Origin of the sequence: Serratia sp. L9 (assembly GCF_050632285.1) — a bacterium.
In the GTDB taxonomy this organism is placed as follows: domain Bacteria; phylum Pseudomonadota; class Gammaproteobacteria; order Enterobacterales; family Enterobacteriaceae; genus Chania.
Map to the genome: position 1 here is coordinate 137,041 of NZ_CP192591.1, position 22,588 is coordinate 159,628.

Sequence of the window (22,588 nt, forward strand, 5' to 3'; positions counted from 1 at the left end):
AATTAGTTTTCCTGGCTTTTTACCTGCTGCCAAGCGGCTTCCATCTGCTCCAGTGTGGCTTCCTGCATCTGCAGGCCGCTTTGCTGCACGATGTCTTCAACCTGGCGGAAACGCCGCTCGAACTTGCGGTTGGCCACCTGAAGCGCATTTTCCGCCTTATGCCCGAGATGGCGGGAAAGATTGACCGTGGCAAACAGCAAATCGCCAATTTCCTCTTCCAGCTTTTTCTCGTCGACCACCGCTTGTTGCGCTTCATGCATCACTTCGTCGAGCTCTTCGTACACTTTCCCCAGTACCGGGCCAAGCGTGTTCCAGTCAAAACCGACGGCGGCGCAGCGCTTCTGAATTTTGTGAGCCTTCATCAGCGCCGGTAAGGCATCAGGAATATCATCCAGTGCCGAGTGCAGCGCTTTCTCCGCACGCTCATCGGCTTTCAGTTGCTCCCAACGTACGGAAACGGCTTCGCTGTCTGCCGCTTCCGCTTGCCCGAAGATATGCGGGTGGCGGCGTTCGAGCTTGTCACTGATGGCATTGCAAACCTGGTCGAAATCGAACAGCCCCTGTTCCTGCCCCATTTGGGCGTAGAACACGACCTGGAACAGCAAATCCCCCAGTTCATCACGCAGATCGGCATAATCCTGGCGCGCAATGGCGTCCAGCACTTCATAGGTTTCTTCCAGCGTGTAGGGCGCGATGGTCGCGAAGGTCTGCTTACGATCCCACGGGCAGCCTACCTGCGGGTCGCGTAAGGTTTTCATGATGGTCAGGAGGCGTTGCAACGGGGTGACTTGGGTCATGGCGGGATCTCTGAATAATTCAGGGCTCAGCATGCTGAGCCCTAAGACAAAAAGAGAAAAATTAGCTACCGTGCAGACGCTTGGCGTCTATCACGTCCGGCAATTGATTAAGCTTGGCCAACACCCGCCCCAGCACCTGCTGGTTGTAGATTTCGATATCCATATCGATGGTGGCCAACTGCTTTTTAGTGTCACTGCGGCTGGCAACGCCCAGTACGTTGACCTTCTCGTTGGCCAGGATGGTCGTGATGTCACGCAACAGACCGCTGCGATCGTTGGCCACTACGCGTACCACCAGCGAATATCCGCTGGAGTAGCTTTCCCCCAAACAGCATCAACGATGCGCTCCGGCGCGTGGGATTGCAGATCGACCAGTTGATCGCAATCTGAACGGTGGATCGAGATACCCCGCCCCTGAGTGATAAAACCGACAATATCGTCACCAGGGATCGGCTGGCAGCAACGGGCAATGTGATGCATCAGATTGCCCACGCCCTCTACCACTACCCGGCCATTGTCTTTGCTGCGGGCCGCTGCTGCCGGTGCCTTCTGTTGGGTCAGTTGGCGCAGCGCTTCGCGATCCTGCTCTTCGGCGCTCGGTTTGTTGAGCTTGCCCTGCAGGAAGTTCACCATCTGATTCAGGCGAATATCACCGCCGCCAATCCCCGCCAGCACTTCATCCAGCGAGTTGACGTTATAACGCGGGATCAGCAGTTTTTCGGCTTCGCGCAGGCTAATACCGAGATGTTCCAGCTCATTGTCCAGCATCTGCCGCCCGGCCAGGATATTTTTATCGCGATCCTGTTTGCGGAACCAGTTGTGGATCTTCGATCGCCCACGGCTGGTGGTGACATAGCCCAGGTTCGGGTTCAGCCAGTCCCGGCTCGGGTTCGGCTGCTTCTGGGTGATAATCTCGATTTGATCGCCCATCTGCAATTGATAGGTAAACGGCACAATACGGCCACCAATTTTGGCGCCGATGCAACGGTGGCCAACATCGCTGTGAATATGGTAGGCAAAATCAAGCGGCGTCGAACCTGCTGGCAGGTCCACCACGTCACCTTTTGGCGTAAACACATACACACGATCGTCGAAGACCTGGCTACGGACTTCGTCCAGCATTTCGCCAGAGTCCGCCATCTCTTCCTGCCAGGCGATCAGCTTACGCAGCCACGCAATGCGTTCTTCGTAGCCCGAACGCGCCGTAACTACCGCGCCTTCTTTGTATTTCCAGTGGGCAGCCACTCCCAGTTCGGCATCTTCATGCATCTGACGGGTGCGGATCTGGATTTCCAGCGTCTTGCCCCGCGGGCCAAGCACCACGGTATGGATCGATTGATAACCGTTCGGTTTTGGGTTGGCGACATAGTCGTCGAACTCATCCGGCAGATGGCGGAAATGCGTATGCACAATGCCCAACGCCGCATAGCAGTCCTGCAAGCGCTCCACCACGACACGCACCGCGCGCACGTCAAACAATTCGTCGAACGCCAGCGACTTCTTCTGCATCTTGCGCCAAATGCTGTAAATGTGTTTCGGGCGGCCATAGATATCCGCCTTGATGCTTTCCTTGTCCATCGCGTTATGCAGCGTGGCCACGAAGTCATCAATAAACTGCTCGCGATCGATACGGCGTTCATGCAGCAGCTTGGCAATGCGTTTGTATTCATCCGGGTGCAGATAGCGGAAGCAGAAATCTTCCAGTTCCCACTTCAACTGGCCGATACCAAGACGGTTGGCCAAAGGAGCATAAATATTGGAACACTCTTTGGCCGCCAGCACGCGCTCATCTTCTGGCGCATCCTTCACTTCGCGCAGGTGAGCAATCCGCTCTGCCAGCTTAATGACTACGCAGCGGAAATCTTCCACCATCGCCAGCAGCATACGGCGAACGTTATCCACCTGTTCGGAACCCATCGAGTCATTATGCGTAGCTTTCAGTTGGCGTATGGCGTCCATATCACGCACGCCATGAACCAGCGAGGTAATGCCAGAACCGAACGCTTCGGTCAGGGTAGCCTCCGGCACAATGGCCGCGTCGACCAGCGGGAACAGCAGCGCCGCGCGCATACTGTCGTTATCCATGCTAAGGGTCGAGAGGATCTCCACCATTTCCAGGCCACGCCACAACAACAGTGGCGCATCGGGGTGGTTTTGGGTCTGCTGCTCACAGTAACGCCAGGTTGCGGCTAATCGCTCACATGACTGCGGGTTGGGGAGCCCCAGACTGGCGATCCAATCATCAAGCGCGAATTCACCCGCCGTATTCAGATGTGCACTTCTTACCGCAACCATAACTTCTCCCTACTTTGCAGCGACCCCGGGCGTGTTGATAGACAGCGCCATGGATTCAAGATGCCCCGCCTGCGAAAACGTCATCAACGTCCGCATACGGGCAAGACGATAACCGGCAGCCACCAACACTTTGCTGCGTATGCCAGTATTGCGGGGTTACAGGAAACATAAACCACGCGCTCTATTGCCAGTTTAGCAATATGTGACATGACCCCAGCCACGCCAGCGCGGGGGATCAACATCATCCGATCAAATCCTTGAGCTGCCCAAGGTTGCCGTGCCACGCCATCCTCAAGATTTTGATGGAGAAATGGCAGATTAGTAAGTGAATTCTTATGTGCTTATACTGCCCATTCACCCACAGCGTGGCAACACCTTCAATCCGTAAAACAGATCTAATATTCGATCATTGGGTCCGATTTTCAACCATTCAAGGGGCTCGGCCAGCATTTGCTGATTTACCGCACCAATACTGTTAATATTTGTCTCGCTGGCCAGGTCGGCACGCGGCGTTCGGGAGTGCGCTAATTGTCGATTGAGTGCTGGTTTACTGCCAGGATTAGCAACCCATTCTCCCACATTGGAATTCCATGACCAAATACAGCCTGCGCGCACGCATGATGATCTTGATCCTGGCACCGACGCTATTAATCGGTTTGCTACTCAGCACTTTCTTTGTAGTGCATCGCTACAACGAGTTACAAGAGCAACTGGTTGACGCTGGCGCCAGCATCATTGAACCACTCGCGGTGGCCAGCGAATACGGCATGACCTTCCGCAGCCGTGAATCCGTCAGGCAATTGGTCAGCCTTCTGCATCGGCGCCATTCGGAGATCGTGCGTTCTATTACCGTTTTTGATGCGCAGAACAACCTGTTTGTCACTTCCAATTATCACCATAATTATACCCAGTTGCAGTTGCCCAAAGGTGTGCCAATGCCCACCGAACTGATGCTGACACGGCGAGGGGATTCGTTGATCCTGCGCACCCCTATCCTCTCAGAAAACCAGTTCCCGGATGAAGGCGCCAGCGGCGAGGCTCACCCCGAAAACAATCTGGGTTATGTGGCAATTGAGCTGGATCTGCAATCGGTTCGTTTGCAGCAATACAAAGAAGTGTTTGTTTCGACCCTGTTATTGCTGCTGTGTATGTGCATCGCCATTCTGTTTGCCTACCGCCTGATGCGCGACGTTACCGGCCCGATCCGCAATATGGTCAACACCGTTGACCGTATCCGTCGTGGGCAGTTGGATAGCCGGGTTGAGGGCTATATGCTCGGCGAGCTGCACATGCTGAAAAATGGCATCAATTCGATGGCGATGTCGCTGACCGCCTATCACGAGGAGATGCAGCAAAATATCGATCAGGCCACTTCTGATCTGCGTGAAACTTTGGAGCAGATGGAGATCCAGAACGTTGAACTGGATCTGGCGAAAAAACGTGCGCAGGAAGCCGCACGAATCAAATCCGAATTCCTGGCCAATATGTCCCATGAGCTGCGAACCCCGCTCAACGGCGTGATTGGCTTTACGCGTCAGATGCTGAAGACCGATCTCAGCGCCACCCAGACCGACTATCTGCAAACCATCGAGCGTTCTGCCAATAATCTGCTGACCATCATTAACGACGTGCTGGACTTCTCCAAGTTGGAGGCTGGCAAACTGGTGCTGGAGCATATTCCGTTCGCACTGCGTGAAACATTGGACGAAGTGATCGTGTTGCTGGCGCCAAGCGCACATGACAAAGGGCTGGAGCTGACTCTGGATGTGCAAAACGATGTGCCTGAACAGGTTATTGGCGATTCCTTGCGCCTGCAGCAGGTGATCACCAACCTGCTTGGCAACGCGGTGAAATTCACCGAAACCGGCAATATCGATATCCGCGTAGAGCTGCGCAACCAGTTGGAGCGCCAGGTAGAGCTGGAAATACAGTTCCACGATACCGGCATCGGTATTTCTGAACGCCAGCAATCGCAGCTGTTCCAGGCGTTCCGTCAGGCCGACGCCAGTATTTCGCGCCGCCACGGTGGCACCGGGCTGGGCCTGGTGATCACCCAAAAACTGGTGAAAGAGATGGGGGGCGATATCTGCTTCCACAGCCAGTTGAACCGTGGTTCTACCTTCTGGTTCCACATCACCATCGATCTGAACGAAGGCATGCTGTCATTACCGCCAAGCCTGCCGGATCTGCGCGGCAAAACGCTGGCCTACGTCGAAGCCAACCCGACGGCAGCCCAGGCAACGCTGAATATGCTGAGCGTCACCCAACTGGTGGTAACCCATTCACCGACGCTGGGGCAACTGCCGAAAAATCATTACGATTTTATCCTGTTAGGCGTGCCTATTCCTTATAAAGAGGGTGTCGGCCAGCATCGGGGCAAACTGATGGAGGCCTTGAGCATTGCCGGACGGGTGATCCTGGCACTGCCGAGCCAGTCACAGGTCGACGCAGAAGAAATGAAAAAACTCGGGGCCATCGGCTGCCTGACCAAACCCATCAGCAGTGGCCGCCTGTACCCGTTACTGCGCATGGAAGCCCCGCAGCGTCTGAGTGCCCCAGCGGTACGTAAACGCTTACCGCTCACGGTGATGGCGGTGGATGATAACCCGGCCAACCTGAAGCTGATTGGCACTTTGCTGGCAGAGCAGGTTGAAAACACGCTGCTGTGCGAAAGTGGCGAAGAGGCGATCGTTATGGCGCGTGACAACGTGCTGGATATGATCCTGATGGATATACAGATGCCGAATATTGACGGCATCCAGGCCAGCGAGTTGATCCGCCAGATGCCCCACCACAACTCCACCCCGATTGTGGCGGTAACGGCCCACGCGGTCAGTGGCGAACGTGAGCACCTGTTGCAGGTAGGGATGGATGACTATCTGGCAAAACCGATTGATGAAGCCATGCTGACGCGGGTGCTTTCCCGCTATCACACCGTCGAAATTGAACCTGAGCCTAGCAAGCCCCATAGCCTGACGGAAACACCGCTGTCGCTGGATTGGCCGCTGGCACTGCGCCAGGCAGCCAACAAGGAAGATCTGGCCCGCGATCTGCTGCAAATGCTGGTCGAGTTCCTGCCACAGGTCAGCGATCGGATAAAGGCCTTACTGGAAGGGGAAGTGGATGAGAGCATTCTTGACCTGATCCACAAGCTGCACGGCAGTTGCAGCTACAGCGGCGTCCCCCGCCTCAAGCAACTCTGTTTTTACCTTGAGCAACAGTTACGCCAGGGTGTCAGCAACAGCAGCCTGGAGCCGGAATGGCTGGAAATGTTGGATGAGATTGAACTGGTGAAGACGGAAGCCAGCTTCCGGCTGGGGTAAGGTAACGCCCCCTTCTTACAGAAAGGGGCGGAGAGGTTTAACGTTGCGCCAGTTTGATCACTGCGGCAATATTGCGGGCCGCCATCCGCACGTTCTCCCCGGCATTGGCTAGCGCTTCCTCCAGCGTACAGACACGGTGCAGCACGCTGAATACCGCATCTATCCCGTGCTGATGCACCACATCAACATCTGTGCTCAGGCTACCGGCAATGCCAATGACCGGCTTATGGTAACGCTTGGCCACTTTGGCCACGCCGATCGGCACCTTGCCGTTAAGGCTCTGGCTATCGAGCCGCCCTTCGCCGGTGATCACTAAAGTGGCATCACGCACCAGTTCATCCAGCCCCAAGGCTTCGGTGACAATCTCAATCCCCTGGCGTAGTTCCGCGCGGCAAAAAGCCAATAACGCGGCCCCCATGCCCCCGGCGGCCCCAGCGCCAGCCGCCTGCTCAACGTCAATGTCCAACCAGTATTTAATCATTTGCGCATAATGGTGCAGGGCACTGTCCAATTGCGCCACCATCTGCTCAGTGGCCCCCTTCTGCGGGCCGAAAATAGCCGAAGCACCGTTAGCGCCGGTTAATGGGTTGGTGACGTCACAGGCGATTTCAAATTTGCACTGTTCGATCCGCGCGTCCAGCCCGCTGATATCAATACGGGCCAGCCGGGCCAGCTCTTCGCCACCCAATCCCAACTCCTGGTCCTGGCTATCCAGCAGCCGCGCACCTAACGCCTGAACCATGCCAGCTCCCCCGTCATTGGTGGCGCTGCCGCCGATGCCGATAATGCAATGTTTCACTCCCAGATCCAGCGCATGGCGGATCAATTCACCGGTGCCGTAAGAGTTGGTTTTTAACGGGTTACGCCGATGGATTGGCACCAGTTCCAGCCCACTGGCCGCCGCCATTTCTATAAAAGCACTCTGTCCATCGCCAGACAGGCCGAAAAAAGCCATCACCTTCTCACCCAACGGTCCGGTGACTTCTACGTCAATCTTGCGGCCTGCGGTAGCGGCCACCATCACCGCTACCGTTCCCTCTCCCCCATCCGCCATCGGCAGTTTCAGGTAGTTGGCCTGTGGGAACACCTCCCGAAATCCGGCCTCGATGCAAGAGGCCACTGCAAATGCGGAAAGGCTTTCTTTGTACGAATCCGGCGCAATCACTATTTTCATATACTGTCAGTTCCTTAGCGGCCCGAGCAGTAAGGGCCGAAACCTCCGGCCCCTCTGATTTCACGGGCGCAAGCTCCGCTGCCTTTATCGGGTGACTTCTGCCTTGGCCAACTTTTCGTAATAACATGCCAGTGCGCTGTGGTCGGCGTTACCCAGGCCATCGGCACGCAGGGCCTGCATCATTTCCATCACTGCTGCGGTTAGCGGTAACTGGGCCCCTACGCCATGTGAAGTGTCCAGCGCATTAGCCAAATCCTTGATGTGTAAATCAATGCGGAAACCAGGTTTGAAATTGCGGTCCAGCACCATCGGTGTCTTGGCTTCCAATACCGTGCTGCCTGCCAACCCGCCACGAATCGCCTGGAAGACCAGCTCCGGATTAACCCCGGCTTTGGTGGCCAGCACCAGCGCTTCGGACATGGCCGCAATATTCAGCGCCACAATCACCTGATTCGCCAGCTTGGTAACGTTGCCAGCACCGATATCACCGGTATGCACCACCGAACCGGCCATGGTTTTCATCACTTCAAAGCAGCGATCAAACACTGCTTTATCACCACCGACCATCACCGATAGCGTGGCATCTATCGCCTTAGGCTCACCGCCGCTCACCGGTGCATCAAGCATGGCAATCTGTTTGGCGGCCAAAGCCGCACCGATCTCACGGCTGGCAAGCGGTGCGATAGAACTCATGTCGATCAGCACGGTGCCCGCTTTAGCTCCCTCAATCAGGCCATTTTCCCCCAGTGCAACTTCGTGCACTTGCGGTGAGTTGGGCAACATGGTGATCACGATATCGCTCTGAGCTGCCACCGCCTTTGGCGTAGCGGCTACATCAGCCCCCAACGCTGCCAATTCGGCTACCGCTTCGGTATTACGATCCAACACCACCAGTGAATAACCTGCCTTGAGCAGGTTTTTGCTCATGGGTTTACCCATAATCCCCAGGCCAATAAATCCTATTTTCATCCTGTTCCCCTTATTTACCACTTGATTTAAACCGATCGCACAAGGCCTGCGTGGCCGTACGGAATACCCCGAGATCGCTACCAACGGCCACGAATCGGGCTCCCCATTCCAGATAGCGACGAGCATCGGCTTCTGCCGGTGCCAGAATGCCGCTGGCTTTACCGTGCGCACTGGCACGGTCAAAAATATGGCGGATCACCGCCTGCACTTCAGGGTGGTTCGGCTGGCCGAGATAGCCCAGCGCGGCAGAAAGATCCCCTGGCCCGACAAAGATACCGTCGACACCTGCCACGGCGGCTATCGCGTCCAGGTTATCGACCCCCTGCTGGCTTTCGATCTGAACCATTACCGCAATCTGCTCGTTGATCTGAGCGAAATAGTCCGGCACGGTGCCGTAACCGTTGCTACGGTGCGAAACCGACACTCCACGGATCCCGGCTGGCGGATAACGCGTCGAATCCACCGCCTGCTGCGCCTGCTCGGCGCTTTCCACAAACGGGATCAGAAAGTTGTAGAAACCGATATCCAGCAAGCGCTTGATAATCACCGGTTCGTTGCAAGGCGGGCGCACCACGGCAGCGCTGGAGCTGCCTTTCAGCGCCATCAGTTGTGGCACAAAAGTATTGATGTCATTGGGCGCATGCTCGCCATCCAGCACCAGCCAGTCGAAACCAGCCAGCCCCAAAACTTCGGTGGAAATCGGGTTGGCGAGGGCAGACCAGCAGCCAATCAGGGTTTCGCCCCCGAGCAGCGACTGGCGAAAAGGGTTATGGCAGCTATTCATGAAATTTCCTCTGCATGCTAAAGGGTTAACGCACCAGGCACGGGCGTTTGTTATCGAAGACCCAACCAGGGATCAGGTACTGCATTCCCTGCGCATCATCGCGGGCACCCAGGCCATGTTTTTTATACAGCTCATGGCCCTGCATCAGCCGATCCTGATCCAGCTCGATCCCCAGCCCTGGGCGCTGCGGCACCTTCACGCGGCCGCCGACGATCTGTAGCGGTTCACGCGTCAGCCGTTGGTTGCCCTCCTGCCAGATCCAGTGGGTGTCGATCGCCGCAATGTTGCCCGGAGCCGCTGCGGCCACATGGGTGAACATCGCCAGCGAGATATCGAAGTGATTATTGGAGTGCGAGCCCCAGGTCAGGCCAAACTCATGGCACATCTGTGCAACGCGCACCGAGCCCTGCATGGTCCAGAAATGAGGATCCGCCAGCGGGATATCGACCGATTGCAGCTGCAGCGTATGCCCCATCTGCCGCCAGTCGGTGGCGATCATGTTGGTTGCGGTTGGCAGACCGGTGGCCCGGCGGAACTCCGCCATGACTTCCCGGCCAGAAAAGCCCTGCTCGGCACCACAAGGATCTTCGGCATAGGCCAGCACGTTGCGCAGTTGTTTGCCGAGTGCGATCGCTTCTTTCAGCGACCAGGCACCGTTGGGATCGAGCGTGATCCGCGCCTGAGGGAAGCGTTGCGCCAGCGCGGTAACGGCTTCGGCCTCTTCACTGCCGGCCAACACGCCGCCTTTCAGCTTGAAATCATTAAAGCCATACTTATCAAACGCCGCTTCGGCCAGGTGCACGATGCTTTGTGGTGTCAGTGCTTCCTCGTGGCGCAGGCGATACCAGTCGCAAGCGTCATCCGGTTGGCTCTGATAAGGCAGCGGGGTTTTATGGCGATCGCCGATATAAAACAGGTAGCCCAGCATTTCCACCGAATCACGCTGTTGGCCATCCCCCAGCAGGGCGGCTACCGGTACGTCGAGGAACTGCCCCAACAGATCCAGCATGGCGGCCTCAATACCGGTCACCACATGGATGGTGGTACGTAAATCGAAAGTCTGCAGGCCGCGCCCGGTAGCATCACGATCGGCAAAGCGATCGCGCACAGCATTCATAACGTTTTTGTATTCGCCAAGGGTTTTCCCCACGACCAGCGGCTGAGCCTCTTCAAGGGTCTGGCGGATTTTCTCTCCACCTGGGATCTCCCCTATTCCGGTATTGCCGGCGTTATCTTGCAAGATCACGATATTACGGGTGAAAAACGGCGCATGGGCTCCACTGAGATTGAGCAGCATGCTGTCGTGACCGGCCACTGGCACAACCTGCATGGAGGTGATTTTTGGTGCTGCATTCATTGAAATGTCCTCTAAAATGTCGGGTTCAGCGGCCAAACGCTGGCCGTTTACGGTCAAATTGCCAATTGGGCACCAGATACTGCATTGCCGCCGCGTCGTTGCGGGCCCCGCCCGGCAATTGCTGATACAGGTGATGGGCCTTTTCCAATGCCTCCCAATCAAGCTCAATACCCAGCCCGGGCCGATCCGATAACGCAATTTTGCCGCCAACGATCTGTAACGGGTTTTTCGTCAGATGCTGGCCTTCCTGCCAGATCCAGTGCGTATCGATTGCGGTGGGGGTTCCAGGAGCAGCGGCCCCTACATGGGTGAACATCGCCAGTGAAATATCAAAGTGGTTATTTGAATGGCAGCCCCAGGTCAGGCCCCATTCGTCACACAGTTGTGCGACACGTACCGCACCCTGCATAGTCCAGAAATGAGGGTCGGCCAGAGGGATATCCACCGCCTGCAACCGCACGGCATGGTTCATCTCCCGCCAGTTGGTGGCAATCATATTGGTTGCCACTGGCAAACCGGTGGCGCGGCGGAACTCTGCCATCACCTCTCGCCCGGAAAAGCCCTGCTCGGCACCACAGGGATCTTCGGCATAGGCCAGGATCCCCTGCAGGTCTTTGCACAGGCCGATGGCTTCATCCAGCAGCCAGGCGCCGTTGGGATCGACGGTGATACGGGCATCCGGAAAGGTTTTAGCCAGTGCTCGTACCGCATCAATCTCCTGCTCCCCCGGCAAGACTCCACCCTTGAGTTTGAAATCTTTAAAGCCATAACGATCCTGAGCTGCCGCAGCCAGTTCAACGATCGCCGACGTATTCATCGCAGCCTGATGGCGCAGGTGATACCAGGGGTGCCTGCCTGGTTCGCCAGCCTGATAGGGCAAGTCGGTTTTCAGGCGGTCACCAAGATAAAATAGGTAGCCAAGCACGGTGACTTCATCACGCTGTTTGCCTGGGCCCAACAGCTCCGCAACCGGGACTTGCAGGAATTGCCCCATCAGGTCGAGCAGTGCCGCCTCCAGTGCTGCTACCGCATTTACCCGCAGCTCGAAGGTCCAGGCACCTTTGCCAAACGAATCAAAATCTGATGATTGATTGCCCGTATGGATGCTGTGCACCAGTCGGTTCATGTGGGCGATTTGCTGGCCTTCCACCTGGTGAACGGCATCCAGCAAGGTTTGATAAATCACCTCGCCACCGGGTGCCTCCCCCACGCCGGTATGCCCGGCACTGTCGGTAAGCACCACAATGTTGCGGGTGAAACAGGCACTGTGTGCGCCGCCGATGTTCAGCAGCATACTGTCATAGCCCGCCACGGGGATAACGCGCATCTGGGTGATTACCGGGGTAGCCTGGGTGCTGTTCATTATTTGCTCCTCGCCATCGGTTTCAGCTCAATACGCTTGATATCACCGACGATGAACAGATAACTGGCCACCGCCAACAACGCATGAATACCGACATATACCAACGCCCCGTTAAATGACCCGGTGGTACCGATGATGTAGCCGATAGCTATCGGGGTGACGATGCCGGAGATATTGCCGAACATATTGAACAGGCCACCGCTCAGGCCGCTGATCTCTTTTGGTGCGGTATCTGCCATCACCGCCCAGCCCAGCGCACCCAACCCCTTGCCGAAGAACGCTGCGGCCATAATGCCCACCACCATCCATTCGGTTTCAACGTAGTTACAGAAAATCATCGACATCGATAGCAGCATGCCCAGTACGATCGGGGTTTTACGGGCAAAGGTAAGCGACTGAGTACGACGCATCAGGTAATCGGAAATAACGCCGCCAAGCACCCCGCCGATAAAACCGCAAATTGCCGGGACCGACGCGACAAAGCCAGCCTTGAGGATCGACATACCGCGCGCCTGCACCAGATAAACCGGGAACCAGGTGATAAAGAAATAGGTCAGGCCGTTGATGCAGTACTGGCCGATATACACACCGACCATCATGCGTGATTGCAGCAGTTGCTTGATCTGGAACCACTTCTCACCCTTGACCGTGGCTTTTTTCTCCTGTTTCTGATCCATATTGATCAAGGCGCCACCGGCTTCGATATAGTCCAGTTCAGCCTGGTTGATCGTGGGGTGATCTTTAGGATCGTGCAGCACTTTGAGCCAGATAAAGCTCAGGATAATGCCCAGACCGCCCATAAAGAAGAACACGTGCGACCAACCTACCGCGTGTGTCAGCCACCCCATAATCGGCGCGAAGATCACCGTGGCAAAGTATTGGGCCGAGTTGAAGATTGACACTGCAGTACCACGCTCATGGGCCGGGAACCAGGCGGCAACAATGCGGCTGTTACCGGGGAATGACGGTGCTTCTGCCAGACCAACCAGGAAACGCAGTGCGAACAGCGCGATCACGATGCCAAAACCGCTGAAGATATCCACGAAGCCTTGCAGCAGGGTAAACAGGGACCAGATGAAAATGCTCCAGAAGTAGACACGCTTGGAACCGAAGCGGTCCAGCAACCAGCCACCGGGGATCTGCCCGATAACATAGGCCCAGGAAAAGGCCGAGAAGATATACCCCATCCCTACCGCGTCGAGGCCGATGTCCTGAGACATGGCAGTACCGGCAATAGACAGTGTGGCACGATCGCCATAGTTGAATGAGGTGACAATAAACAGCATCACCACGATCCAGTAACGTTTGTTGGTTCTTTTTATGGCACTGTTGGCAGTGCTGATAGTAGACATGGGGCTCTCCTGAATTATAGCCTGGGCTATATCCGTCGCCTTTCAAGCCGCAGCATTGTTATATGCGCCTTGAAATTCATAGGTTATCTTTTCATCCTGAACAGCCGATAGAAATATCGCAGAACGAAAGGGTTTAAATTAATTGCAGCCTTTTTTGAGCAGTTCGATTAATACGGCACTGGCAATTTTTAAACGCAATAACGCTTTGTGGAATAAAAGTATAGGGAAGTGGTCGTGCAGACTCATCGGGCAATAACCCAATAATATCGTGAATCTGGCGATTTATTTATGGCATATGCCCAAACGGATAGCGCCTGGTTCACGAAACCCTCCCAGGTCCAGGCAATGCGTGAGCTATCTCACAACGGGCTAGCACAATGCCAAAGAATGACGGCCAGAAAAGGGCAAATCTAGGTCATTTGCATAATGCCCGGCATAGCGGCGAATGTTATCCTTTTTTATGAGCTGATCTTTCGATTATTACCCACGGCGCATATTAAGTTAGGGTACGTGAGGTTTCACTATGTCCGAATCTGTAATTGATTATATTAAAGAGACACCAAGATATATTCAGGTTCACCCACAAGATAACGTCGCTATTGTGGTTAATGATAATGGCTTGCCAAAAGGGGCCATATTCCCCTGCGGCTTGGTATTATTAGAACATATCCCCCAGGGGCACAAAGTGGCGTTGCACGCTATTTCCAAAGGCAGCAATATTTTGCGCTACGGTGAAGTTATTGGCTTTGCTGGGCAGGATATTGCCCGTGGCTGTTGGATTGATGAATCGCTTGTATTACTGCCCCCGGCCCCCGAGTTGGCCAGCCTACCGCTGGCCAACAATGTACCTCAGGCCTTGCCGCCCCTGGAAGGATATACCTTTGAAGGCTACCGTAATGCCGATGGCAGCGTCGGCAGCAAAAACCTGCTGGCGATTACCACCAGCGTGCACTGCGTAGCCGGTGTGGTCGATTATGTGGTAAAAATCATTGAGCGCGACCTGCTGGCGAAATATCCGAACGTTGACGGTGTCGTTGGCCTGAATCATCTCTATGGCTGCGGCGTGGCAATCAATGCCCCTGCGGCAGTGGTGCCAATCCGCACCATCCATAACCTGGCGCTCAACCCCAATTTTGGTGGCGAAGTGATGGTGGTGGGGCTAGGGTGCGAAAAATTGCAGCCGGAGCGCCTGCTGTCGGGCACCCCTGATGTGCAACCTATCTCTTTGGATGAAAGCCGGATCGTCCGTTTGCAGGATGAAAAGCACGTCGGCTTTCAGGCCATGGTGGCCGATATCCTGGCCGTCGCAGAACAGCATCTGCAACGCCTGAACCGCCGCCAACGGGAAACCGTCCCGGCCTCAGAGCTGGTGGTAGGTATGCAATGCGGGGGCAGCGATGCCTTTTCTGGGGTAACAGCCAACCCGGCGGTGGGTTTTGCCTCCGACCTGCTGGTACGCTGTGGCGCTACAGTGATGTTCTCCGAAGTGACCGAAGTACGCGATGCCATACACCTGTTAACACCACGAGTCGCCGACGAGCAGGTTGGCAAGCGCTTACTGGAGGAGATGGCCTGGTACGACGATTACCTCAATCAGGGGCAAACCGATCGCAGCGCCAACCCATCACCGGGCAACAAGAAAGGTGGATTGGCAAACGTGGTGGAAAAAGCCTTGGGCTCCATTGCCAAATCCGGCAGCAGCGCGATTGTCGAAGTGCTCTCCCCGGCCAGCGCCCCACCAAGCGTGGGCTGATTTATGCCGCAACACCGGCCAGCGATTTCGTTTGCGGCACCCAACAATTGGCCTCCGGCATTACGGTGCAAGTGTTCACTACCGGCCGGGGAACCCCTTACGGCCTGACTGCCGTCCCGGTAATCAAGATGGCAACGCGTAGCGCACTGGCAGAACGCTGGCACGATTTAATCGACATCAACGCCGGGACCATCGCCACCGGCGAGGCCACCATTGAGCAGGTAGGCTGGGAATTGTTTGAGTTTATCCTGGAGATAGCCAGTGGCCGCAAGCAAACCTGGTCAGATCAATGGGGCCTGTACAATGCGTTGGCGGTATTTAACCCCGCACCGGTAACCTGAGTGGCAACGCCCCACAATTGGCCAGGTTCAATTGTGGGGCTTGGCTTACTCCTCATCCAGTTGCAGCCCGACATACAGCAACAGGCGAGCATCGAAATTGGCCAGGTTTAACCCGGTGAGTTCTGAAATGCGGTTCAATCGATATTCCAGCGTATTACGGTGAATATACAATGCCTTGGCGGTAGCGGTTGGCTGCACATTATTCAGGAACCAGGCGTTTAGGGTACGCAACAGCAGACCGTTGCTGTCCATAGCCTTCAGACGCTCCAATGGACGGGCCAATTCGTCCGCCTGCCAGCCACTGCGCAAGCTGCCAAGCAGCACCGGCAGCATCAGGTCCTGGTAGTAATAAGCTCGCCGCCCCGGCATACGCTGTTTCCCCACGGCCATGGTGGTACGGGCCGTGCGGTAAGAACGCACCAGACTACCCGGCCCACTGAAATAATTACCAAGCGCAATACGCACCCGCAAACGGCTACTCTCATTCATGCGCGACAACAGACTCTCCACCCGCCGCCGGTGGTCTTCGGCATCCCAGCGCCCATGGTTATTCAGCGCCGGTTTCAGCACGACCATCTCGCTGAGAGAAACGATCGCAATCAGATTGTCCCGTTCTGGCAAAGTCAGCAACGCCTGTAGCTGCTGTAACTCGGCCATGGCGCTGTCGACCCCCAGTTGGCCGCTATCCACCTCCACCACCGCCGCCACGCGGGGCTGATTAGGATCGATCCCCAAGCGATGCGCCCACTCCATCAACGCGGGTGACAACTCCTCAGTGCGGATCAGGTTCAGTACCAACTCCTCACGAAACCGGCTGTCCTGCGCCAGCATGCTCATCAAACGCGCCTGTTCCAGCATCATTTCTGCGGTCATGCAAACCAGCTCACCATATTGGCGCAACTGTGCCGGGTTGCCGGTCAGACCGATGACGCCAACAATTTTACCGTCAACGCGCAAGGGCAAGTTGATGCCGGGCCGCACACCGTGCAGATGCCGGGCAACGGCATCGTCAATATCCACCACTCTGGCCTGCGACAATACCAATAAAGCCCCTTCATGCATTTCACCCAGACGCTCAGGGTCACCGCTACCAATGATTCGGCCACGGTCATCCATTACGTTGATATTGCTATCGATAATTTGCATGGTTCGAGCAACAATTTCCCTGGCTAACTTGGCATCGAGATGATATTCCGCCATTGTGTTTTGCCCCACCGGATAGTAAACAAGCGTTTAGCATACCGACGTGCCTGCCCCCGCACATTGTGCGGATGCCCAAAAGAGTTTAACCTTGGCATGAGTTTTGTGCGCAAACTCACAGTTCAGTCATATAACATAAGCAGGCTGTCAGCCGTGGTGCCTGCTAGTGAAGCCTGATCAATCCCGCGACCTTTTCCCCTCTCACACAGGGAAAGGGGTATAAAAAAGGCACGCCGTAGCGTGCCTCTTGGGGATAACAGGAAAAGCTTATTGCATCAGCAGATACAGCGATGTGTCACCACGTTGGATGTTCAGCGCCAATACTGAAGGTTTGCTGTCGAGGATTTTACGCAGTTCACCCAGGTTCCCTACCGCCTGTTGGTTCACACCCAGGATCAGGTCACCCTTTTTCAGGCCGATACGTGCAGCGGCACTGCCAGGTTTCACCTTATCGACTTTCACACCTTTCTGCTTGTCGGTATTGTTGCTCAGCTCCGCACCTTCAATGCCGGTGTAAATGTTGCCGGAATCGACCTGGGTCTGGCTGCTCTGCTCCAGAGTAATTTCAACGGTCAGCGGCTTGCCATCACGGATGATGCCCAATGTCATTTTGGTGCCCACTGGCAGAGTACCAATTTCGGCACGGAAAGAAGCAAAGCTGGAGATGGCTTTACCGTTCAGGGTGACAATCACGTCACCGGCTTTGATACCGGCCTTGGCCGCAGAAGACTTCGGCATTACCTGGCTGACGAATGCACCACGCTGGGCGTCCACTTTCATCGCCTGCGCCAGTTCAGAGTTCAACTCGGTGCCCATGATACCCAGCTCACCGCGTTTCACCTGGCCGTATTCCACCATTTGCGACGTCAGGTTTTTGACCATATTGCTTGGAATAGCAAAACCGATACCGATATTGCCACCGTCCGGTGCCAGGATCGCGGTATTGATGCCAATCAGTTCGCCGTTCAGGTTCACCAGCGCACCACCGGAGTTACCACGGTTGATGGCAGCATCGGTCTGGATAAAGTTTTCGTAGTTTTCGATATTCAGGCCACTGCGCCCCAGAGCAGAAACGATACCTGAGGTAACGGTTTCACCCAGACCATACGGGTTGCCGATGGCGACGGTGTAATCACCAACGCGCAGTTGCTCAGAGTCTGCCATTTTAATCGCAGTCAGGTTTTTGGCGTCTTTCAGTTGGATCAATGCGATATCAGAACGTGGATCCTTGCCGATCACTTTGGCTTCAAAACGGCGGCCATCGCTCAACTGCACCTGGATCTTGCTGGCGTTGTCTACCACGTGGTTGTTGGTAACCACGTAGCCTTTTGCCGCATCGATGATGACACCCGAACCCAGTGCCTTAAAGGTTTCTTTAGTACCCGGACCAGCTGCACCACCCTGGCCACCTTGGCACATTGGAGAGCCCTGGAATGGCGAGCCGTCCTGGCAGAACGGCGAATCGTCACCAAAGAACTGCTGGAACTGTTGCGGCATTTTCGCCGAGTTTACCGTCGTGCTGCCTTCAACGTTGATGCTCACTACGGAAGGCATGACTTTTTCCAGCATAGGTGCCAGGCTTGGCAACTGCTGGCTATTGGTGGAGGGAGCTGCAGATACAGTTTCTGCGGCATTGGCAGCCGCAACCGGGCCCATTGCCAAACCAATACTTAATGCCAAAGCGCTTAACGTTAATGCTGTTTTCTTCATCTGTGTGTCTCTTAAAGTCGTTCAAGGAAATACGAAGGTTTCGTGCTTAATAAGAGCAGATAAATATGCCGAAGTTCCAGGTTTGCTGGCGGCTAATAGTAAACAAATATTGTTGGTCTTTACAAAACTCGAAATAACGCCCAGGCAACTCGCTAGCTTATGGAAAATAAGCAATTATTCACCCGCTATTTATTCCGCGGCCATTAAACGACGGTATTCATCATAAGCATAAAGATCGGTCATGCCACTGATATAATCTTGTAATAACCGCGCACGGAAATAGTATTCCCTGATCGCCAACTGTTCGGCGGACAGATGCTGTAAACCCTCAACCGCCTCCACATACGCCAACCGGTGCTTGGTAGAGAGCTTATGCAACAACCGCGTTTCAATCGGGAAAGCACGGTGGCTGTCATCCCGCACCAACTGGCTGAAATCGGCCAGCGACATGGCCAGCAACGGGCTGTAGATATCCAGCAGGCCATTAATCACCCGGTATCCCTGCAGCTCTAACTGCTCGACTTCCGGGTGATTGAAGACATGCTTGAAAGCGACGTTTTTGAAGATCTTAAGCAGTTGATAAGCCGGGCTGGAATCCTCCAGCAGTGCGCCGTTGAAACGGCCGTGATACACCGCGTCCAGATTATCGATAAAGCGCTGTGCCGCATGGGGAACCAGCCGGGCGACGGTAAAGACCCGCAAATACATAAAGAATTGATCTTCCGAACTGCGGCGCGCCCCACCGCGATCGATTTTACGAAATGCACTGGCTACGGTTTTATCAAACAGGTCTCCCGGTACGACCTCGCCCCATTCCTGAGTTAAATGTTGAAATAACTGTTCGACGGTAAAGATATTTTTTTCTACCGCATCTTCCAGATCGGCAACGCAATAAGAAATATCATCGGCGGCCTCCATAATATAGGTCAGAGGAAAACGATCGAACTCCCCCATATTCAATTCGCGACGTAAACGATCGACAAATGCCTCTTCCGCGAGATAAAACCCCGGTTTCTTCATCAAATAATCGTGGCTGGTCGGAATTTCATTTGCCCAATAGGCCGGACGGGTATATTTCAGGATGCAGCCGACCTGCGCATAGGTCAGGTTCAGTTTCAACAGCGTATACACCAGCCGGATCGCCTGAGCATTGCCCTCAAAGTGGCACAAATCCTGACGAATACGGCTGCGCAGCCGGTTGAGATCGCTTTCCCCTTCCCGCAGGCGTAATACTTCTATCTGGCAGCGATCGTGGCTGCCCGGCTCACTGCCGCAGCTTGCCGGATCGAGCCGCTGGCGGAACCAGTCGTTAATTGCCGACTCGCCAAAATGGCCAAAGGGAGGGTTGCCGATATCGTGCATCAGGCAGGCCATCTCAACGATGCTTTCGAAGGGATCAAGCAACTTGCTTAATCCAAGCGCATCAATACGCTTGTCCTGCTTGAAACGGTTGAGGATCTCTTTGGCAATATGCCGCCCCACCTGCTGCACCTCCATCGAGTGGGTCAAACGGCTGCGCACTGCCGCGTTACGCTCCAGAGGGAACACCTGCGTTTTCTGCTGCAGACGGCGGATCGCCGCCGAATTGACGATGCGCCCGCGATCGCTCTCGAACTGCCGGACAATATCGTATTCTTCTTCGGCTTCTATCGGCTTGCTGAATGGCCGTTGAAAGCTGATTTTCTGCTTAAAGTCGATCCCGGACATCTGTTTCTCCCACCGTTGCGCATTCCCTCCGTGATAACAATTCCCGGCGGCGGATGCAACGGTATTGCGGATTATCTCTCTCTGAGAGCCATGATAGACTATGGCGCAGTTTCCACACCCAATCAGCGAGTGTTATTTATGAAAGTAGGCATCATCGGCGCAATGGAGCAAGAAGTCTCCCTGCTGCGCGAGCAAATTGTTAACCGCCAGACCATTCAACGCGCGGGTTGTGAAATTTATACCGGCCAGATAGACGGCGTAGAAGTAGCCCTGCTCAAATCCGGCATAGGCAAAGTGGCAGCTGCGCTCGGCACTACCCTGCTGTTGGAACAGTGCCAACCCGATGTGGTGATCAATACCGGTTCCGCCGGTGGCCTGGCCCCGACGCTTAAAGTTGGTGACATCGTGGTTTCCGAAGAGGTGCGTTATCACGATGCCGATGTTACCGCCTTTGGGTATGAACCTGGTCAGATGGCCGGTTGTCCAGCGGCCTTTGTTGCCAACGGCGAGTTGATCGCCCTGGCCGAAAGCTGCATCAAACAGCTGAACCTGAATGCGGTACGTGGCCTGATTTGCAGTGGTGATGCCTTTATTAACGGTGCCGAGCCGTTGGCACGCATCCGCAGCACTTTCCCGAGCGTCGCTGCCGTAGAGATGGAAGCCGCCGCTGTCGGCCATGTCTGCCATCAGTTCAGCACGCCGTTTGTGGTGGTGCGCGCTATTTCCGACGTTGCCGACCACGAGTCGCATATGAGCTTCGACGAATTCCTGGTTGTGGCGGCCAAGCAGTCTTCCCTGATGGTCAATGCCATGCTGCAAGCCCTGGCTAAGCGCGGTTAATGTGAGGCTGCGTTTCTCTGCTGCGCTGTGCTGGCTGGTTTTCTGGCTGGCGTTGCCAGCCCATGCCGCTCAACGTGTGATAAGCCTTGCTCCAAGCACCACGGAGCTTGCCTATGCGGCGGGCATGGGGGATACCTTGCTGGCTGTCAGTGCCTATTCCAATTACCCACCCGAAGCCGCAAAGCTTGAGCAGGTGGCCTCCTGGCAAGGGATCAATCTGGAACGGATACTGGCGCTGAAGCCTGATTTGATCCTGGCGTGGCGTGGCGGTAACCCGCAGCGGATATTGGATCAACTCGCGTCATTCGGCATCCCGATTTTCTATGCGGATGCCAAGAATATTGACGAAATCGCCCAATCGCTGGATGCGCTGGCGCAGTACAGCCCCCACCCAGAACAGGCGCATCAGGCAGCGAAAGATCTCCGCCAGCAAATGGCAGAGTTGAAATCACGCTATGCCAGCAACACGCCACGGCGTGTTTTGTTGCAGTTTGGTACTCAACCGTTGTTCACCAGCTCTGCAGCTACCCTGCAAAGCCAGGTGTTGTCATTATGTGGCGCAGAGAATATTTTTGCCGAAAGCCGTGTTCCCTGGCCGCAGGTCAGCCGTGAACAGGTATTGGTACGTCAACCACAGGCGATCGTTATTGCCGGTGGCGAACAGCAAATCAACAATGTGAAAGCTTTCTGGGCTCCTCAACTGCAAGTGCCGGTCATTGCATTGGATGAGGATTGGTTTAACCGCGCTGGGCCACGCATCATGCTGGCGGCGCAGTCACTGTGCAGTCAATTGGCGGAGATCCACTGATGCTGGTGTTTTGGCTCGATATTCTCGGTACTGCTGTCTTTGCCATCTCCGGCGTATTGCTGGCTGGCAAGTTACGGATGGATCCGTTTGGCGTCCTGGTTTTAGGCGTGGTCACCGCAGTCGGCGGAGGGACAATCCGAGATATGGCGCTGGCTAACGGCCCGGTGTTCTGGGTCAAGGATCCTACCGATCTGGTGGTGGCGATGATCACCTGCGTGCTCACGCTGCTGCTGGTACGTCAGCCCCGCAGGTTGCCTAAATGGATCCTGCCGGTGCTGGACGCCATCGGCTTGGCGGTGTTCGTGGGGATTGGTGTCAATAAAGCCTTTGCCGCCGAGAGTGGGCCATTGGTGGCAGTCTGCATGGGGGTGATCACTGGCGTAGGCGGGGGGATCATCCGTGACGTGCTCGCCCGCGAAATCCCGATGATCCTGCGCACCGAAGTCTACGCTACCGCTTGCATTGTCGGCGGTACGGTACATGTCACCGCGTTCTACACCTTCGGCATGCCTCTGCAGCAGGCCATGATGTTAGGTATGATCATCACCTTAGGCATTCGCCTGGCAGCCATTCGCTGGCATCTGAAATTACCGGCCTTTATTCTCGAGCAGTAACACCTACCTCCGTCAGTTTTGACGGAGGTACATCGCCCCTTCAATAGAATATTCGACTAATATATAGCCAATATGCTACTATTTTGCGCTGAAAAAAATGCGGAAAATTAATGTTATATCCTTTTTAATCATTCGTTAATCATTTCCCCGTACTGTTAAGTTTTATTCACTTTTGCCGATAGGTCATTTGTTATGACTTAC

Annotated in this window: 14 protein-coding genes and 3 pseudogenes; 5 read left to right on the forward strand and 12 right to left on the reverse strand. The window is 55.2% G+C overall.

From position 1 onward, the window contains the following. Nucleotides 1–2: 2 nt before the first annotated feature. The 3 genes and pseudogenes from mazG to rumA form a co-directional block, all read right to left on the reverse strand. Complete coding sequence (gene mazG / locus ACQ86O_RS00605; RefSeq protein WP_431223721.1) at nucleotides 3–797, reverse strand: nucleoside triphosphate pyrophosphohydrolase; 795 nt, start codon at nucleotides 795–797, stop codon at nucleotides 3–5. Nucleotides 798–858: 61 nt separating this feature from the next. Then, nucleotides 859–3,092 (reverse strand): annotated as a pseudogene (relA, locus tag ACQ86O_RS00610) (GTP diphosphokinase). Nucleotides 3,093–3,101: 9 nt separating this feature from the next. Then, a pseudogene (gene rumA, locus ACQ86O_RS00615) lies at nucleotides 3,102–3,557 on the reverse strand (23S rRNA (uracil(1939)-C(5))-methyltransferase RlmD); the annotation flags it as partial. Nucleotides 3,558–3,682: 125 nt separating this feature from the next. Here rumA and barA point away from each other — a divergent pair. Next, nucleotides 3,683–6,415 carry a two-component sensor histidine kinase BarA gene (barA, locus tag ACQ86O_RS00620; RefSeq protein WP_431223722.1) on the forward strand — a complete coding sequence of 911 codons (2,733 nt, stop codon included), beginning with the start codon at nucleotides 3,683–3,685 and terminating at the stop codon, nucleotides 6,413–6,415. A gap of 37 nt (nucleotides 6,416–6,452) precedes the next feature. Here barA and ACQ86O_RS00625 read toward each other — a convergent pair whose 3' ends face one another. From ACQ86O_RS00625 to ACQ86O_RS00650, 6 genes are all read right to left on the reverse strand, one after another. Then, entirely contained in the window at nucleotides 6,453–7,589 is a 1,137-nt protein-coding gene (locus ACQ86O_RS00625; protein ID WP_431223723.1) for a glycerate kinase, read from the reverse strand. A gap of 84 nt (nucleotides 7,590–7,673) precedes the next feature. After that, the gene (garR, locus tag ACQ86O_RS00630; protein ID WP_431223724.1) at nucleotides 7,674–8,558 is read right to left on the reverse strand and encodes a 2-hydroxy-3-oxopropionate reductase; all 885 of its coding nucleotides are present in this window, start codon (nucleotides 8,556–8,558) and stop codon (nucleotides 7,674–7,676) included. A gap of 10 nt (nucleotides 8,559–8,568) precedes the next feature. Then, a complete protein-coding gene (gene garL, locus ACQ86O_RS00635) occupies nucleotides 8,569–9,342 on the reverse strand; it encodes a 2-dehydro-3-deoxyglucarate aldolase (protein WP_431223725.1) in 774 nt (257 codons plus the stop codon). Between the two features lie 25 nt (nucleotides 9,343–9,367). After that, nucleotides 9,368–10,699, reverse strand: a complete 1,332-nt coding sequence (gene gudD, locus ACQ86O_RS00640) for a glucarate dehydratase (RefSeq protein WP_431223726.1) — start codon at nucleotides 10,697–10,699, stop codon at nucleotides 9,368–9,370. A gap of 25 nt (nucleotides 10,700–10,724) precedes the next feature. Beyond that, a complete protein-coding gene (locus tag ACQ86O_RS00645; RefSeq protein ID WP_431223727.1) occupies nucleotides 10,725–12,062 on the reverse strand; it encodes an enolase C-terminal domain-like protein in 1,338 nt (445 codons plus the stop codon). Beyond that, a complete protein-coding gene (locus ACQ86O_RS00650) occupies nucleotides 12,062–13,414 on the reverse strand; it encodes an MFS transporter (RefSeq protein ID WP_431223728.1) in 1,353 nt (450 codons plus the stop codon). Before ACQ86O_RS00650 ends, ACQ86O_RS00645 begins: the two co-directional genes overlap by 1 nt. Before the next feature lie 523 nt (nucleotides 13,415–13,937). Here ACQ86O_RS00650 and garD point away from each other — a divergent pair. Continuing rightward, nucleotides 13,938–15,508 (forward strand): annotated as a pseudogene (gene garD / locus ACQ86O_RS00655) (galactarate dehydratase). Between the two features lie 45 nt (nucleotides 15,509–15,553). Here the strand turns inward: garD and ACQ86O_RS00660 are convergent. From ACQ86O_RS00660 to dgt, 3 genes are all read right to left on the reverse strand, one after another. Further along, complete coding sequence (locus ACQ86O_RS00660) at nucleotides 15,554–16,708, reverse strand: CdaR family transcriptional regulator (RefSeq protein WP_431223729.1); 1,155 nt, start codon at nucleotides 16,706–16,708, stop codon at nucleotides 15,554–15,556. A gap of 267 nt (nucleotides 16,709–16,975) precedes the next feature. Beyond that, the gene (gene degP / locus ACQ86O_RS00665; RefSeq protein WP_431223730.1) at nucleotides 16,976–18,418 is read right to left on the reverse strand and encodes a serine endoprotease DegP; all 1,443 of its coding nucleotides are present in this window, start codon (nucleotides 18,416–18,418) and stop codon (nucleotides 16,976–16,978) included. 189 nt (nucleotides 18,419–18,607) lie between these two features. Next, the gene (gene dgt, locus ACQ86O_RS00670) at nucleotides 18,608–20,125 is read right to left on the reverse strand and encodes a dGTPase (protein ID WP_431223731.1); all 1,518 of its coding nucleotides are present in this window, start codon (nucleotides 20,123–20,125) and stop codon (nucleotides 18,608–18,610) included. Between the two features lie 138 nt (nucleotides 20,126–20,263). Here dgt and mtnN point away from each other — a divergent pair, with 138 nt between their 5' ends. The 3 genes from mtnN to ACQ86O_RS00685 are packed head-to-tail and all read left to right on the forward strand — an operon-like array spanning nucleotide 20,264 to nucleotide 22,387. Next, nucleotides 20,264–20,965: a 5'-methylthioadenosine/S-adenosylhomocysteine nucleosidase gene (gene mtnN / locus ACQ86O_RS00675; RefSeq protein ID WP_431223732.1), complete on the forward strand. Its 702-nt coding sequence runs from the start codon at nucleotides 20,264–20,266 to the stop codon at nucleotides 20,963–20,965. A 1-nt stretch (nucleotide 20,966) separates the two neighbouring features. Further along, the gene (gene btuF, locus ACQ86O_RS00680) at nucleotides 20,967–21,773 is read left to right on the forward strand and encodes a vitamin B12 ABC transporter substrate-binding protein BtuF (protein ID WP_431223733.1); all 807 of its coding nucleotides are present in this window, start codon (nucleotides 20,967–20,969) and stop codon (nucleotides 21,771–21,773) included. Then, nucleotides 21,773–22,387, forward strand: coding sequence for a TRIC cation channel family protein (locus ACQ86O_RS00685; RefSeq protein ID WP_431223734.1), 615 nt, complete (start codon nucleotides 21,773–21,775; stop codon nucleotides 22,385–22,387). Before btuF ends, ACQ86O_RS00685 begins: the two co-directional genes overlap by 1 nt. Nucleotides 22,388–22,588: the final 201 nt, after the last annotated feature.

Excerpts from the sequence above, each read along its gene's own strand:
- garL (WP_431223725.1), bottom strand. The coding sequence starts at position 9,342 with ATGAATAGCTGCCATAACCCTTTTCGCCAGTCGCTGCTCGGGGGCGAA.
- degP (WP_431223730.1), bottom strand. The coding sequence starts at position 18,418 with ATGAAGAAAACAGCATTAACGTTAAGCGCTTTGGCATTAAGTATTGGT.
- mtnN (WP_431223732.1), top strand. The coding sequence starts at position 20,264 with ATGAAAGTAGGCATCATCGGCGCAATGGAGCAAGAAGTCTCCCTGCTG.
- ACQ86O_RS00650 (WP_431223728.1), bottom strand. The coding sequence starts at position 13,414 with ATGTCTACTATCAGCACTGCCAACAGTGCCATAAAAAGAACCAACAAA.
- ACQ86O_RS00645 (WP_431223727.1), bottom strand. The coding sequence starts at position 12,062 with ATGAACAGCACCCAGGCTACCCCGGTAATCACCCAGATGCGCGTTATC.
- ACQ86O_RS00625 (WP_431223723.1), bottom strand. The coding sequence starts at position 7,589 with ATGAAAATAGTGATTGCGCCGGATTCGTACAAAGAAAGCCTTTCCGCA.
- garR (WP_431223724.1), bottom strand. The coding sequence starts at position 8,558 with ATGAAAATAGGATTTATTGGCCTGGGGATTATGGGTAAACCCATGAGC.
- ACQ86O_RS00685 (WP_431223734.1), top strand. The coding sequence starts at position 21,773 with ATGCTGGTGTTTTGGCTCGATATTCTCGGTACTGCTGTCTTTGCCATC.
- barA (WP_431223722.1), top strand. The coding sequence starts at position 3,683 with ATGACCAAATACAGCCTGCGCGCACGCATGATGATCTTGATCCTGGCA.
- gudD (WP_431223726.1), bottom strand. The coding sequence starts at position 10,699 with ATGAATGCAGCACCAAAAATCACCTCCATGCAGGTTGTGCCAGTGGCC.
- mazG (WP_431223721.1), bottom strand. The coding sequence starts at position 797 with ATGACCCAAGTCACCCCGTTGCAACGCCTCCTGACCATCATGAAAACC.
- ACQ86O_RS00660 (WP_431223729.1), bottom strand. The coding sequence starts at position 16,708 with ATGGCGGAATATCATCTCGATGCCAAGTTAGCCAGGGAAATTGTTGCT.
- dgt (WP_431223731.1), bottom strand. The coding sequence starts at position 20,125 with ATGTCCGGGATCGACTTTAAGCAGAAAATCAGCTTTCAACGGCCATTC.